15 protein-coding genes are annotated in these 14,259 nt (G+C 34.7%); 6 read left to right on the plus strand and 9 right to left on the minus strand.

The features are described 5' to 3' along the window. Positions 1 to 104 precede the first annotated feature (104 nt). The 3 genes from rnpA to K8B81_RS19835 are packed head-to-tail and all read right to left on the minus strand — an operon-like array spanning position 105 to position 1,562. The gene (rnpA, locus tag K8B81_RS19825) at positions 105 to 509 is read right to left on the minus strand and encodes a ribonuclease P protein component (protein WP_223683280.1); all 405 of its coding nucleotides are present in this window, start codon (positions 507 to 509) and stop codon (positions 105 to 107) included. A 43-nt stretch (positions 510 to 552) separates the two neighbouring features. Beyond that, on the minus strand, positions 553 to 1,305 hold the full coding sequence (locus tag K8B81_RS19830; protein WP_223683281.1) for a hypothetical protein: 753 nt from the start codon (positions 1,303 to 1,305) through the stop codon (positions 553 to 555). After that, the gene (locus K8B81_RS19835; RefSeq protein ID WP_025572490.1) at positions 1,293 to 1,562 is read right to left on the minus strand and encodes a hypothetical protein; all 270 of its coding nucleotides are present in this window, start codon (positions 1,560 to 1,562) and stop codon (positions 1,293 to 1,295) included. Before K8B81_RS19835 ends, K8B81_RS19830 begins: the two co-directional genes overlap by 13 nt. A 205-nt stretch (positions 1,563 to 1,767) precedes the next feature. On the opposite strand from K8B81_RS19835, the gene K8B81_RS19840 reads away from it, so the two are divergent. From K8B81_RS19840 to K8B81_RS19850, 3 genes are all read left to right on the plus strand, one after another. Next, entirely contained in the window at positions 1,768 to 2,514 is a 747-nt protein-coding gene (locus K8B81_RS19840; RefSeq protein ID WP_025572489.1) for a lysophospholipid acyltransferase family protein, read from the plus strand. A 40-nt stretch (positions 2,515 to 2,554) separates the two neighbouring features. Further along, positions 2,555 to 3,556 carry an acyl-ACP desaturase gene (locus tag K8B81_RS19845; RefSeq protein WP_223683282.1) on the plus strand — a complete coding sequence of 334 codons (1,002 nt, stop codon included), beginning with the start codon at positions 2,555 to 2,557 and terminating at the stop codon, positions 3,554 to 3,556. Positions 3,557 to 3,769: 213 nt separating this feature from the next. After that, complete coding sequence (locus K8B81_RS19850; protein ID WP_223683283.1) at positions 3,770 to 4,423, plus strand: HD domain-containing protein; 654 nt, start codon at positions 3,770 to 3,772, stop codon at positions 4,421 to 4,423. A 105-nt stretch (positions 4,424 to 4,528) separates the two neighbouring features. Here the strand turns inward: K8B81_RS19850 and K8B81_RS19855 are convergent, their stop codons facing one another. The 4 genes from K8B81_RS19855 to K8B81_RS19870 form a co-directional block, all read right to left on the minus strand. Then, positions 4,529 to 4,651 (minus strand): FeoB-associated Cys-rich membrane protein, encoded by a 123-nt coding sequence (locus tag K8B81_RS19855; protein WP_223683284.1) that lies wholly within the window; start codon positions 4,649 to 4,651, stop codon positions 4,529 to 4,531. A gap of 6 nt (positions 4,652 to 4,657) precedes the next feature. Further along, positions 4,658 to 6,757 carry a ferrous iron transport protein B gene (feoB, locus tag K8B81_RS19860; RefSeq protein ID WP_223683285.1) on the minus strand — a complete coding sequence of 700 codons (2,100 nt, stop codon included), beginning with the start codon at positions 6,755 to 6,757 and terminating at the stop codon, positions 4,658 to 4,660. After that, positions 6,757 to 6,996, minus strand: a complete 240-nt coding sequence (locus tag K8B81_RS19865; RefSeq protein ID WP_025572482.1) for a FeoA family protein — start codon at positions 6,994 to 6,996, stop codon at positions 6,757 to 6,759. The genes feoB and K8B81_RS19865 overlap by 1 nt, the downstream gene beginning before the upstream one ends. 103 nt (positions 6,997 to 7,099) lie before the next feature. Then, the gene (locus K8B81_RS19870) at positions 7,100 to 7,765 is read right to left on the minus strand and encodes an SCO family protein (RefSeq protein ID WP_025572481.1); all 666 of its coding nucleotides are present in this window, start codon (positions 7,763 to 7,765) and stop codon (positions 7,100 to 7,102) included. Positions 7,766 to 7,959: 194 nt separating this feature from the next. Here K8B81_RS19870 and K8B81_RS19875 point away from each other — a divergent pair, with 194 nt between their 5' ends. Next, a complete protein-coding gene (locus K8B81_RS19875; RefSeq protein WP_223683286.1) occupies positions 7,960 to 10,020 on the plus strand; it encodes a M13 family metallopeptidase in 2,061 nt (686 codons plus the stop codon). A gap of 56 nt (positions 10,021 to 10,076) precedes the next feature. Here the strand turns inward: K8B81_RS19875 and K8B81_RS19880 are convergent, their stop codons facing one another. Together K8B81_RS19880 and hemB are read right to left on the minus strand one after the other, a co-directional pair. After that, positions 10,077 to 10,487 (minus strand): c-type cytochrome, encoded by a 411-nt coding sequence (locus K8B81_RS19880; protein WP_223683287.1) that lies wholly within the window; start codon positions 10,485 to 10,487, stop codon positions 10,077 to 10,079. A 2-nt stretch (positions 10,488 to 10,489) separates the two neighbouring features. Next, the gene (hemB, locus tag K8B81_RS19885; RefSeq protein ID WP_025572201.1) at positions 10,490 to 11,482 is read right to left on the minus strand and encodes a porphobilinogen synthase; all 993 of its coding nucleotides are present in this window, start codon (positions 11,480 to 11,482) and stop codon (positions 10,490 to 10,492) included. A 223-nt stretch (positions 11,483 to 11,705) separates the two neighbouring features. Between hemB and K8B81_RS19890 the strand changes: the two genes are divergently transcribed. After that, positions 11,706 to 12,338, plus strand: a complete 633-nt coding sequence (locus K8B81_RS19890; protein WP_223683288.1) for a hypothetical protein — start codon at positions 11,706 to 11,708, stop codon at positions 12,336 to 12,338. Between the two features lie 15 nt (positions 12,339 to 12,353). Beyond that, positions 12,354 to 14,123, plus strand: a complete 1,770-nt coding sequence (locus K8B81_RS19895; RefSeq protein WP_223683289.1) for a hypothetical protein — start codon at positions 12,354 to 12,356, stop codon at positions 14,121 to 14,123. The last annotated feature ends 136 nt before the right edge of the window (positions 14,124 to 14,259 follow it).

Here is a 14,259-nt window from a genome sequence, read left to right on the forward strand (position 1 = left end):
GTGAATTATATTATAGTGTACTAAAATAAGAATAAAAACATTAATTAAGGAGACTTCTATGAATGATTATAAGCAGCTCAATTCAAAGATGTTGATGGCAAGGTTTATAATTCTGGTTTTTTATCCAAATCCTGAATTTTATTAATCTGCTGAATAAATTTCTCAAACAGCTGAACCGTTTTGGTATTAATTTCTTCGTAAGTTAGCCGGTCTTTTGTCTGGTAAAAAAACATCAGTGAATAAGGCTGATGCACATTATCCCAAAGCAAATGTTTATTTAGCCGGTAGGTTTCTCTTAAAACCCTTTTGAAATAATTACGATCAACGGCTTTTTTGAAATATTTCTTTGAAACCGATACGCCAATTTTGATTTTTTCTTCTGAATTTTCATCCGCCTGACAGTAAACCAAACGCAACGGATATTTTGAAACCGATTTCCCTTCAGAAAAAAGTAATCCAATGGTCGTTTTGCTCTTTAAGCGTTCATTTTTAGGATAGGTGAAGTTCATTTAATTCAGAAATTGTAATTTGAAGCAAAGGTACAAAGCGTTTTTATATGAAGTATTTTAAAACAAATTCTTTGAACCAGTTTGGAAAATCTTCTTCATTGATATGAAGTCTTAATAATTTGGCATCATTTATTTCTGCTATTAAAGTGAGCTTTTCGCCAGAATTATCAAACAAATATGCTTTATTTGAAGTTTCGATAGCTGGAAATAAATTGTTTAATGTTCTGGTATATCTGCTTTTTATAATTTCATTATCAACAGCATGTCCTCCTTTTTGTACTCTGTTTTCTACCCGGGAAATATTGATTTCCGGATCATCGATGCAGACAAAATATAAATAGGTAGTGTAGCCTAAAGAATTTGCTTCTTTAATATCATCTAATTTTGAAGCATGGCTCATGACGGTTTCAAAGCAAAAACTTTTGTTTTCATACAGAAGCTTTTCTCTTAAAAAGGAAGAAATCAGCGAACCTTCATAGCTATTAGGTTTTTTTGAGATCGAAATAACAAAGTTCTCTTTTATATCTAAAGAAATTGGAAACCCTTTTTCTTTAGCTGTGTTTATTAAAGTTTTACTCTTTTCTTTTTTTAAGAAACTTAATAAATCTTCAGAAGTAGCCTTGATTTCATATGATTCTAAATCTATTAGACCTTTTGTTTGGAGAATTTTTTCAAGATAATCAGCATTAATAAAATATCCTGTATTGTAATGTTTTGAAAATTCTTCAAAAAGAGTGCTTTTACCAGAACCGTTAGGCCCTGCAAATATTCTCAATCTTTTTTTTATTTCCTGCATAATACCATTCCTTTTTTCAAACCATTATCTGAAATGGATTTATCTTGCAGATTTCTAATTACATTAATTTCTCCATTTGGCAATTTTTCAATTATTTTTTTTCCTGAAATTGATTTTATACTTAATCCCAATGCTTTAGATTCCCTTATAGCATAGCTTGAGCTCCTTGAAGCAGATTTAATTAGAATATCTGTTTCACTAGAGTTGTTTTTTTTCTTATGCTGTTTTACTACCAAACGTGCGATCTTACTTTTCATAACTTTTAAAAATAAGTTTACTCTCAAATTTACGATTTATATCTGATACAACCCCATCATTTTAGGGTAAGTGAAGTTCATTTAATTCAGAAAAAATTTGCAATTTGAGTCACAAAGGTACAATTAAACCATAAAAGCCGTTATTGTTTTCAAATTTTATACCGCTAAAAATATATTTACTACTTTTGGCGTTTAATTTTTAAGCATGCAAAAGATAATTTCATATCCAATCTCCGTAATTTATTATTTATGTTTTGGATTGTGTTTGGTGATTTTTCATCCGATACAATGGATTTGCCTTAATCTTTTTGGTTATCAGGCTCATAAAAAAAGTGTTGATTACTTAAATTTAGGTCTCTTAAGCTGTACCAGGCTTGTGGGAACGACTTATAAAGTTACCGGTGTCGATACAATACCGAAAGGTGTTCCGATTATTTTTGTGGCCAATCACCAAAGTATGTATGATATCGTAGCAATGATTTGGTACTTTAGACGTTTTCATTGTAAATTTGTAAGTAAGAAAGAGTTAGGCAGCGGAATACCAAGTGTTTCTTTCAATCTGAAACATGGAGGATCAGTGCTAATTGACCGTAAAGACCCTAAACAAGCGATTCCTGTAATCAAAGGCTTGTCAGAATATATCGAAAAGAATACCAGATCTGCTGTCATTTTTCCTGAAGGAACGCGCAGCAAAACCGGAAAACCTAAAGAATTTGCGCAAAGCGGCTTAAAAATTTTATGTAAATATGCGCCTTCTGCGTATGTAGTGCCGGTTAGTATTAATAATTCATGGAAAATGGTCCGTTACGGAATGTTCCCGGTTGGATTAGGAAACCATCTTACTTTTACTGTTCATCAGGCGATGGCTGTAAAAGATTATAAATTTGAAGAATTGATGGAGATTACTGAAAAATCAGTAAAAGAGGGAGTTAATGAGTATAAACAGATTTAAGTTTTAATAACCAGGCTTAAATCCAAATTTTAATAAAGTAATGTCTATAAAAAACATTAGATTAGAAGTAATGCAGTTTTTGGAAAAAAACGTGGAAAGCTTCGTTGAACAGTATTTAATTCCGGTTGAAAAAATTTGGCAGCCAACAGATTTCCTGCCTAATTCTCAGGGAGAAAATTTTTTTGAAGAGGTAAAGGAGTTGCGTGAAATTGCCAAAGAACTTCCATATGATTTCTGGGTAACACTTGTTGGTGATACAATTACTGAAGAAGCCCTGCCAACATATGAATCCTGGCTTATGGATGTAGAAGGAGTGGATCAGGTAGATCAGGTTGAAAATGGCGGTAATGGATGGGCGAGATGGGTAAAGCAATGGACCGGCGAAGAAAACCGTCATGGAGATTTGCTAAATAAATACCTGTATTTGTCTGGCCGTGTGAACATGCGTGAAATCGAAATGACAACACAACATTTGATCAACGATGGATTTGATATCGGAACAGGAAGAGATCCTTATAAAAACTTTGTGTATACTAGTTTTCAGGAATTAGCAACATATGTTTCGCATAACAGGGTATCTCAAATAGCTAAAAATTTTGGCGATAAAAAGTTATCCAAAATGTGTAAAATGATTGCTGGAGACGAAATGCGCCATCATCATGCATATAGTGAATTTGTAAATCGCATTTTTCAGGTTGATCCGAGCGAAATGATGCTGGCATTTCAATACATGATGAAGCAAAAAATCGTTATGCCTGCGCATTTCTTAAGAGAATCAGGTCAAAAGATTAGTTCAGCTTTCGAACAATTTTCAGATTCTGCTCAGCGAATCGGAGTTTATACTGCAACGGATTATGTTGAAATACTTCAGAAATTAATTGATAAGTGGGAAATTGATAAGATTTCTAATTTAACAGATGAAGCAGAAAAAGCCCGTGAGTATTTAATGAAATTACCAGCACGTATGGCAAGGATCTCTGAAAGAATTGTAATCCCAAAAGAATCCCATATTTTCAAATGGGTTGAACCAGCGAGATTATAATTTAGATAAAAAAGTAACTTTTTTAAAATGCAATTTTGTTGCGTTTAAATAATAAGTCATATAAAATGTTGATTGTTGAAGTTTTTAAATCTTTGACAATCAACATTTTTTTAATATTTCAGGTCAATTTTTTAAATAAAGACCAAATGAAGATTCAACCAAAAAATCCTTTTTAGCATTAGAAAGAAAGTATAAAGTTAAGCTTAAAAAAGTATGAATAATTCAGCTCTAATAGATAAAACAATTCAATTTGTAAAAGAAAAACTTAATAATGCCGAAGGTGGACATGACTGGTTTCATATTGAACGGGTGTACAAAAATGCTCTTTTGATTGCCGGAAGTACGGATTGCGATTTAACTGTAGTGAAGTTAGGGGCATTGCTTCATGATATTGCCGACAGCAAATTTCATAACGGAGATGAAACTATTGGTCCTAAAACGGCACGTTTGTTTTTAGAATCTGAAAATATAAATGAAGATATTATTGAGCATGTTGTGAATATCATTGAAAATATCTCATACAAAGGCGGGAATTTCGAAAAGAAGTTTTCATCTGTCGAATTGGATATTGTTCAGGATGCAGATCGTTTAGATGCTATTGGTGCTATTGGCATTGCCAGGGCATTTAATTATGGCGGATTCAAAAACAGGGCTTTGTATGATCCTGAAATTGTACCTGCAACCAATATGACTAAAGAAGAATATAAAAAGAACAATGCTCCTACGATAAATCATTTTTACGAAAAGCTTTTGCTCTTAAAAGATAAAATGAATACAGAAGCAGGAAAACAAATTGCTGAAGAAAGACACCGTTTTATGGAAACCTTCCTGGCTCAGTTTTATGCAGAGTGGGAGGGGATTAAGTAAGTTTTTATTTTCGTAAACTCACACACATAAAAACATAAAGCTTCACAAAGTTTTTAATTAAACTTTGTGAAGCTTTTTTTTCTTTGTGAATCTCTGCGAAACCTCCTAAGAACAACCACAATTTCCATCTCCACAGTCTTTTTTCTTTTTAGGTTTCCAGAAGAATTTTTTAATCAAAAAACCAACTGCGAGTCCTAATATGGCAAAAGCTATAATTTCCTGAATCATGACTCGTTATTTTAAAATTTGATAAGCAATTAAGGCGGTTAAATAAGCAAATGCACTCATAAATCCTAACTGCATTGCTGGCCATTTCCATGAGTTTGTCTCTTTCTTTGTAATAGCCAATGTACTTGCACACTGCATAGCAAAGGCATAAAACAGTAATAACGAGATTCCGGTTGCAAAATTAAAGACTTTTCCTCCGGTATCAGGACGTACTTCTGCCTGCATTTTGCTTTTTATGGTTGATTCATTATCCGTATCGCCCACACTGTAAATGGTGGCAAGTGTTCCTACGAAAACCTCACGGGCTGCAAACGAACTGATCAAGGCAATCCCGATTTTCCAGTCGTAACCTAAAGGCTGTATAACAGGTTCAATTGCCCTTCCCATTATTCCAATATAGGAATTCTCCAGTTTTTGAGAAGCTACTTCGTTTTCAAATTGAGTTTCTGTCAGGGTTGTATTGACAAATCTTTCTTTAACGATGGTTTCTGCTTCATTAAATTCTTTTCCAGGGCCGTATGAGGCTAAAAACCATAAAATAACTGATATCGCAAGGATGATCTTACCCGCACCCACAATAAATGCTTTGGTTTTTTCCACAACATTGATTCCAACGTTCTTGAAAAGCGGTAGTTTATAACTGGGCATTTCGACAACGAAATAGGTTTTGGATTCCAGTTTTAAAACTTTATTTAAAATATAAGCAGATAAAATTGCAGTTCCAAAGCCTAACAGATACAGCAACATCAATGATAATCCCTGAAGATTCAGGACGCCTAAAACTCGTTGTTTTGGAATTACCAATGAAATGATAATTGCATAAACCGGTAATCTTGCAGAGCAGGTCGTAAAAGGTGTAACCAAAATTGTGATTAAACGTTCTTTCCAGTTTTCAATATTTCGGGTTGCCATAATTGCCGGAATAGCGCAGGCTGTCCCTGAGATTAATGGTACAACGCTTTTTCCGGAAAGGCCAAATTTTCGCATGATTTTGTCCATCAGGAAAACCACCCGGCTCATGTATCCGCTTTCTTCCAAAATAGATATGAAAAGAAATAAAAATGCAATTTGAGGAATGAATATGATTACTCCGCCAATTCCCGGAATGATTCCCTGCGAAAGCAAATCAGTTAGGATTCCGCTTGGGAGTTCTTCGGCAACCCAGCTGCTCAAAGAAGCAAAAGTGCTGTCAATAAAATCCATCGGAATGGTGGACCAGCTAAATATCGATTGGAAGATTAAAAATAGAATCGCAAAGAAAATAGCATAACCCCAGACTTTATGGGTGAGTACACGGTCTAGTTTTGCCCGTATGTCTTTTGCCATTGAAGCATCAACCTTTAAACCTTCTTTGAGAACATCATTGATAAACTGGTAACGTTTGATAGTCTCTTTTTGCTGAAGACGTTTTAGCTCGGAATGTGATTTGGTAAAAGTACTTCGGATTTCATTACGATCTAAATTTGAAAAATTCACATCCTGAGTAATAACCAGCCATAATTTGTACAATAACTGATTTGGAAATGCATGCTGCAATTTTTCAAAATAAGCATTGTCAATAACGGAAGCATTCAAACAAGGTTCATTCGGAATCGCTTTATAAGAAACAATTAATTCTTTTAGCTCATTTATTCCCAAACCTTTGCGTGAACTCACCAATGCAATTTTAGTTTTCAGTTTTTCTTCTAAATACGGAATATCAAGCGTAATGCCTTTAGTTTTCATACGATCCGACATATTGATGACCAGGATTGTCCGAATTTCAAGGTCTTTTATCTGAGTATAAATCAGTAGATTTCGTTTGAGGTTTTCAACATCAGTAACTACGACTGCAACATCAGGATATAATTTATCGTTTTTGTTCAGCAAAAGTTCAATGACCACACTTTCATCCATGGAGCTGGCATTCAGGCTGTAAGTTCCGGGTAAATCCAGGATATTGGCTTTTATGTTATGCGGAAGTTTGCAGAAACCCATTTTTTTCTCAACGGTAATGCCGGGATAATTCCCCACCTGTTGATTTAAACCCGTAAGCTGATTAAAAACGGAAGTCTTTCCTGTATTTGGATTCCCGATAAGGGCAACATTGATATTCTGAATGCTCATTATAAATTGTTTTTGATCAGTTCAACTTCAATTTCACGAGCAGTTTCAACACGGATGGCAACATGTGAGCCGTTAATGTCTAAATAAAGAGGATCCCCGAAAGGAGCAATCTGAAGTAATTCGACTAAGCTGCCCGGCAAACAACCCATCTCTAATAATTTTAAAGGAATCAAATCGATATCAAAATCTTTGATAATGGCTTTCTCGCCTTTTTTAAGGGTATGGATCGTATTTTGCAAGCTTATTTAGATTGAATTTAGATTGCAAAAATAGACAATAATTCTTTATTTAAAGGAATTTAATGCTTTTGAATATGCTAAATGTTTCTAAAAATGAGGGATCTTACTCTTTGCATAAGAAATCAATGTCTTCTAAAAGACGTTTCATGTCTTCTTTATCGGTTCCATCATAAAATCCGCGGACACGTCTTTTTTGATCTACCAGTACAAAGTTTTCGGTATGAACCATATCATAAAGCTGATCTGGTCTTCCAAGCTTTACTGCCAGATAAGATTTTCTGGCCATCGTATAAATTTCTTTTTTATCGCCGGTAACCAGATTCCATTTACTGTCAACGACTCCGTGTTTTATGGCATAGGCTTTTAGAACCGGAATGCTGTCTGTTTCAGGGAAAACGGTATGAGAAAGCAGCATCACTTTGGGATTGTTTAAAATGGCTTTTTGTACATCAGCCAGATTGGTCGTCATCTTTGGGCAGATGGATCCACAGGTAGTAAAGAAAAAATCGGCAACATATATCTTTCCTTCATAGTTTTTCTGAGTAATCGTATCCCCATTTTGATTTACAAAAGAAAAATCAGCAATGGTATGGTATTTACTTTTATACTGAACTGTGCTGTCAACCAATTCCGGATTTACATCAGCCGGATTATAAATTGGTAATGTCTTTTGAGGCTTTAAAGCAAAATAAAACAGCGTAATGGTGATTGCCGAAAATACGCCTAAGATGATGAAGAATTTTCGGTATTTGTAAAGGAGAGATTTCATAAAAAAAATTTGGAGCAAAAATACAAAAAGGGCTTTTTAAATATGTTTGGTTATACTTTTTTTTAACATCTAAGCAGAGACAGGTGCGTAAATTAATTGAAAAACAATCTTTAATAAATTATTAGCTGAATTTTTAACATAGGGATTCGGATATTAGCAATATGTTTGCAGAAACTCTAAAAGGTTAAATATAAATGAAAAAAGTGCTTACTACACCTATGTTTTATGCTTTTTCTGCAATGCTTTTATTCGCAACAGCAGAAGCTCAAAACAAAACACCAAAAGAACCGGGGATCAATACTTCTTATATGAAAAAGGAGGTTAGCCCAAAACAGGATTTCTTTCAATATGTAAATGGAACCTGGCTGGATAAAACCGAAATTCCAAGCGATCGAAATGCCTGGGGAAGTTTTAATGAATTGCGTCAGAAAACGGATGACAATTCGTTAGCCATTTTAAAAGAAGCTTCGAAAAATCCGAAGTACAAATCAAACACAGATCAGGGTAAAGCCATCGCTTTGTTCAATACGATTTTGGACACTGTTGGAAGAAACAAAAGAGGCATTACACCGCTTAAACCTTATTTGAAGAAAATTGACGCTATTAAAAATGTAGCCGATTTACAAAATTATCTGATTGAAATGCAGTCGCAGGGCGGAGCAGGTTTCTTTGCAGTGTATGTTGGAGCTGACGCAAAAAACAGTAATAAAAATACAGTTTCTCTAACTCCGGGAACTTTAGGATTGTCTGATAAAGATTATTACAATTCTGATGATAAAGATTCAAAAGAAAAACGTGAGAAATATGAAGTTCACGTCGCCAGAATGCTTCAGTTTATTGGTGAATCTCCGGCTAAAGCCAAAGAAAGTGCCAAACAAATCCTGGCTTTAGAAATCGAAATGTCAGCGCCAAGATTAGACAGAGTTGAAAGAAGAGACCGCAGAAAACAATACAACCCAACAGCAGTTGCCGATTTAAAAAAGGATACACCTTCAATTCAGTGGGATAAATACTTTGCCGGAGTAGGTATGGCAAAATTAGATACAGTTAATGTAGCGCAGCCACGTTACATGATTGCTTTAGAAAAAACTTTTACTGAAAAGAAAGTAGAAGCCTGGAAAGAATATTTAAAATGGTCTGCATTAAACAGAGCAGCTTCAACATTGAGTACAGAAATAGAAAGTGCCAATTTTGATTTCTACGGAAAAACGTTAACAGGTGCTTTAAAACAGCGACCACGTGAGGAAGTAGCTTTGCAGGTAATCAATGGTGCAACCGGAGAAGCTTTAGGTAAACTGTACGTGGAGAAATTGTTCCCTGCTGAAGCTAAAGAAAAAGCTAAAAACATGATTGCGAATGTGATGCTTGCTTATGAAAACAGAATCAATGCATTGCCATGGATGTCTGAAGCTACAAAAGCAAAAGCAATTGAAAAGCTTAAAAAGCTGACTATTAAAATTGGATATCCTGATAAATGGAAAGACTATTCAAAACTAGAACTTAAAAACGTTTCTGAAGGCGGAACTTATTTTGACAACATGAAAAATTTGGCGAAATGGGCTTATGTTGAAAACTTAGATAAATTAGGTAAACCGGTTGATAAGTCAGAGTGGGGAATGTCTCCTCAGACTGTAAATGCTTATTTTAATCCATCTTATAACGAAATTGTATTTCCTGCCGCTATTTTACAGCCGCCATTTTATAACTATCAGGCTGATGAAGCGGTAAATTATGGTGGAATAGGAGCTGTTATTGGTCATGAAATCTCACATGGTTTTGATGATTCAGGTGCCCGTTTCAATGCAGATGGTAATCTTGTTGACTGGTGGACTGCAGATGATTTAAAACAATTTACTGCGCTTGGCGGTGCACTGGCAGATCAATACAGTGCGTTAGAGCCTCTGCCAGGAATTCATGTTGATGGTAAATTTACTTTAGGTGAAAATATTGGAGATTTAGGTGGAATCAATGCTGCTTACGACGGTTTACAATTGTATTTGAAAGCCAATGGAAATCCGGGATTAATTGACGGGTTTACACCAGAGCAACGTTTCTTTATTTCATGGGCAACGGTATGGAGAACAAAATCAAGAGACGAAGCCCTCAAAAGTCAGGTAAAAACGGATCCGCATTCTCCGGGAATGTATAGGGCTGTTGTTCCAATCCAGAATGTTGATGCATTTTATGATGCTTTCGATATCAAAAAAGGAGATAAAATGTATGTTGAGCCAGAAAAGAGAGTTAAAATCTGGTAAGAAAACAAAATAGAATGAAAAACGGCGCTAAAGATTTAGTGCCGTTTGTTTTATATCTATTTCAAGTGGCTATAAATGTAGGTTTCGATGGCTTTTAATTCTTCATCAGACATTGCCTGCGTTACAGGAAAATTGGTTTTCATCACAGCAAACTGACTTGGATCGACAATGGGTTCTCCGTTTCCTTTCAAAAAAGTAACAATGTCGCCTTTTTTGTCTTTGTAGATTTTAGCGATTTCCTTGATACTTGGACCAATTACTTTTTGGTCTGGCTGATGACAGGACGTACAATTTCCTTTTCCTTCGAAAATCTCTTTTCCTAAATCTTCAGGTGTTTTAATCTCTGCCGATTCTCCTTCAGAATAAGTTTCTGTTTTGCTTTCTGTTGATTTTCCAAACGGTTCCTGACTCTCTTTTTTACACGATGCAAAAGCTAAAATTGCAGCTAAAAATAGTAGTTTTTTCATTTTTATTTGTTTAAGATTAAAGCAGCTTCTTTTGCAAAATAAGTAGAGATAATACTAGCTCCCGCACGCTTAATGCAATAAAGTTGCTCTATCATAATTTTGTCATGATCCAACCAGCCTTTTTCAGCTGCTGCCTTTACCATAGCGTACTCACCAGATACCTGGTAAACGGCAACCGGCACATGAACGGCATTTTTTACCTCACGAACAATGTCCAAATACGCCATTCCAGGTTTTACCATTACGATATCTGCACCTTCTTCAACATCTAATAATGCTTCACGAATTCCTTCAATTCGGTTGGCATAATCCATTTGGTAAGTCTTCTTATCCTTAGGAATATTTTGAGAATCCACAGGTGCAGAATCCAACGCATCACGAAAAGGCCCGTAAAATGCTGAAGCGTATTTAGCACTGTAACTCATAATCCCAACATTGTGATGTCCATTTTCTTCCAAAGCTTTTCTGATAGCCAAAACCCTACCGTCCATCATGTCGCTTGGTGCTACAAAATCGGCTCCGGCTTCGGCATGGCTCAAACTCATTCTTGTCAAAGCATCAACCGTTGCATCATTAATCAATTGGCCGTTTTCTATGATACCGTCATGACCATAAATTGAATAAGGATCTAAGGCTACATCCGGCATCACAATCATTTCAGGAACTGCATCTTTAATGGCACGAATAGTCTGCTGCATCAATCCGTCCTTGTTCCAGGCTTCAACACCTTTATTATCTTTTAGATGATCGCTTACTTTTACATAAATATTAACTGCTTTGATTCCCAGATTCCAGGCTTCTTTTACTTCTTTAATCGTGTTATCCAATGAATGGCGAAAAATTCCGGGCATCGACGGAATAGCGACTTTTACATCTTTTCCTTCGGCAACAAACATCGGAAGCATAAAATCCTGTGGACTTAAACTAGTTTCACGAACTAAAGAGCGAATAGATTCATTGGTTCTTAAACGGCGGTTTCTTTGTAATGGGAACATAGAGTGTTTTTTATAAAATCTAAAACGAATATTTGTCTGTAAACAGTTCATATCCATTTTAAAAATGAAATTAAAATAAGTGTCGCAAAGTTAAATAAAAAACGTCCAAATAAAGAGTTCAGGATGAATGAGAATTCGTTAATATTATCTAAATTCGTACCGCTCATAAAATTTCAATTAAGAATCTTCTTATGGAATGTGTTTCAAAATTTAAATTTCCCACATGAAGAAAATATTTGCATTATGCTGCTGCCTGCTTTTAACAAGCTGTTTTGAAATAACAGAAAGAATTAAGCACCACGACGATCAAAGTGGCGAATACACACTGATGGTTGACTTTTCGCAATCATGGTTAAAAACCAAATCGGCTATCTGGCTGGAAGAAGTGGATGGCGTGAAAATCCCAAATGAACAGGAGATCAGTCAGAAACTGGATGAATTTAAGTCTAAAGTATCAAAAATTGAAGGAATTTCAAATGTTTCAACAAAGACTGATTTTGACAAATATGTTTTTATCATCAAATTAGATTATAAAAATCCGAAAGCACTGAACGAAGTTGTAAATACTTTGAACAAGCAAAAAAATCAAATCCATTTTACAGCAGATTCGAAGAGTTTTGAAAGAATGGCTTCCTATCCTATTCCTGAAAAACTCATTAAAGACGAAAAGAAAAAGGAAGATCTGGAAAAAGCCAGCATCGTATCTATTTACACTTTCGACCGTGATATTTTATCGGCATCCAATGCGAACAGCAAAATTTCTAAAAACAAGAAAACGGTTTTTTTAAAACAAAGTATGTATAGTGTCCTTAAAAAATCGTCACTCATGAACAATACAATTCAATTAACTCAATAATCATTATACTTACACATGAAACAGTTTTTTATCTTATTCATTTTATTCACGTATGGTTTAACCCAGAGTCAGACTCTTTCAAAAAAACAGGATTATTTTATTCAGTTTAATGGAAGTCAGCTTTCTAAAAAAGTAAGTGTTGCTGAGGTTTTAAATCATTCACTATTGAAAAATGGCAAAATGAAACTGGATGTCAATCAATATGCAGATCTTATAAAATTAGACCAGAAAATAACCGCCCATGGGAATTATTCGGATAGCATTCCCTATTATCAAATTACAATTCCAATTAAAAGCAGAAACGATATTAAAAATTTCTTAGTTAAGAAAAATCAGGAAAGTGATTCTGTTGCAAAACCTTTAATTGAAGATTTTGGGCAGTATTCTGTATATAATTCCAGCGATAAAAAAACCACTATGGCCTGGAATGACAGCCATTTGGTTATTTTTGGATTGACTAAAAAATATTCTTATAATGATTATGCGGTGACAACAGCAATGGATAGTGTTGCCGTTGTTAGTGATGCTTCTCCAGTTATTGTAGAAAGTCCTGATGAACCAATTGTAGATACTGCTTATGCAGATTACTCAGATAATTACTACTCCAATTACCAAAAAGAACAAACTGCTTTTGACAGCATTCAGGCCATCAGTCAAAACAGATTCATAAAATTGCTTTTTGAAAATGGTTTTACAGTTCCGACTTCAGATAAAGTACATGAAAACGCGGATATTTCCTGTTGGGTTGATTATGGGGCAGCATTGAGCGGTTTTAATTCGGCGTATATGGCTTTGGCACAATTTACAACATATAATAAATTTTTTCCGAGTCAGAAAAATTGGGGAAATTTTGTAAAAGGTATCAATGTCGATTTTTATTTTGACAATGATAATGCACGAATTGAAGAAATTGTCGAATACTCCAAACCAATTGCCGATATAGTAAGCAAAATTAGCAACAGGAAAGCCAATAAAAACATTTTTAATTATTTTCCTGCCCAAAAGCCACTCGGTTATCTGACGTATCATTTTAATACGAAGGAAATGCTGAATAGTTTTCCAACTTTGACTGCTGAGGTTTTTAACAATCCTTATATTCTAAAAGAAGATATTGGTGTCGCAACTGATCTTATTTCGACCATTATTGATGAAAAAGCTACAGCAACGCTTTTCGACGGAGATTTAAGCATGTTTCTTTATGATGTGGCAGAAAGAGAAGTTACAACCAAAACGTATGAGTACGATGAGAATTTTGAGTCCAAAGAAGTGGTAAAAACGGTTAAAAAAACGGTGCCGTTATTTTCAGTAATTTTTACTTCAACACACCCAACTTTTGGAGATAAACTAATCCAATTAGGCGTTCGTAAAAAAGGACTGACTCAAAAAGGAAATTACTATGAAATAAAAGGAACTCAGGAGTTTGGTAATTTGTTTATTTTTAAAGAGAAAGATGTGGTGATTATTGGAAACAGCATTGATCACATTTTCCCGAAAGACAATTCCTTTTCAAAAGAAGTTAGAAAAGAGCTGAAACAAAATTATTTTGCTGCCCAGGTGAGAATGGATAAATTAGTAACAGCTTATTCTAATTCCGGAGAAGCAAAACCATCTGATATAAAAAGCCTGAACAGGATGGCGCAGCAGTTTACAGATGTGACTTTATATTCGGCAAAGAAGCTGGTAGATAACAAACTGAAATTCGAGTTAAAGCTAAACTCCTCTAAAGCAGATAAAAATATCATTCTGCAGACCTTAGATTTAGTTGACGAACTAAGTACTAAATAATCTAAAAAGAAAAGAGGCTGTCTCAAAAGGACAGCTTCTTTTCGTTTATAAAAAATTAAGATAGCTATAAAAAATTAATTCGGTTTTCGGAATTCGGCTTTAAAGATGATTTTCCTTTTTTTGACTGATTTTTAGG

The organism is Flavobacterium hibisci, assembly GCF_020026925.1.
Classification (GTDB): Bacteria; Bacteroidota; Bacteroidia; order Flavobacteriales; family Flavobacteriaceae; genus Flavobacterium; species Flavobacterium hibisci.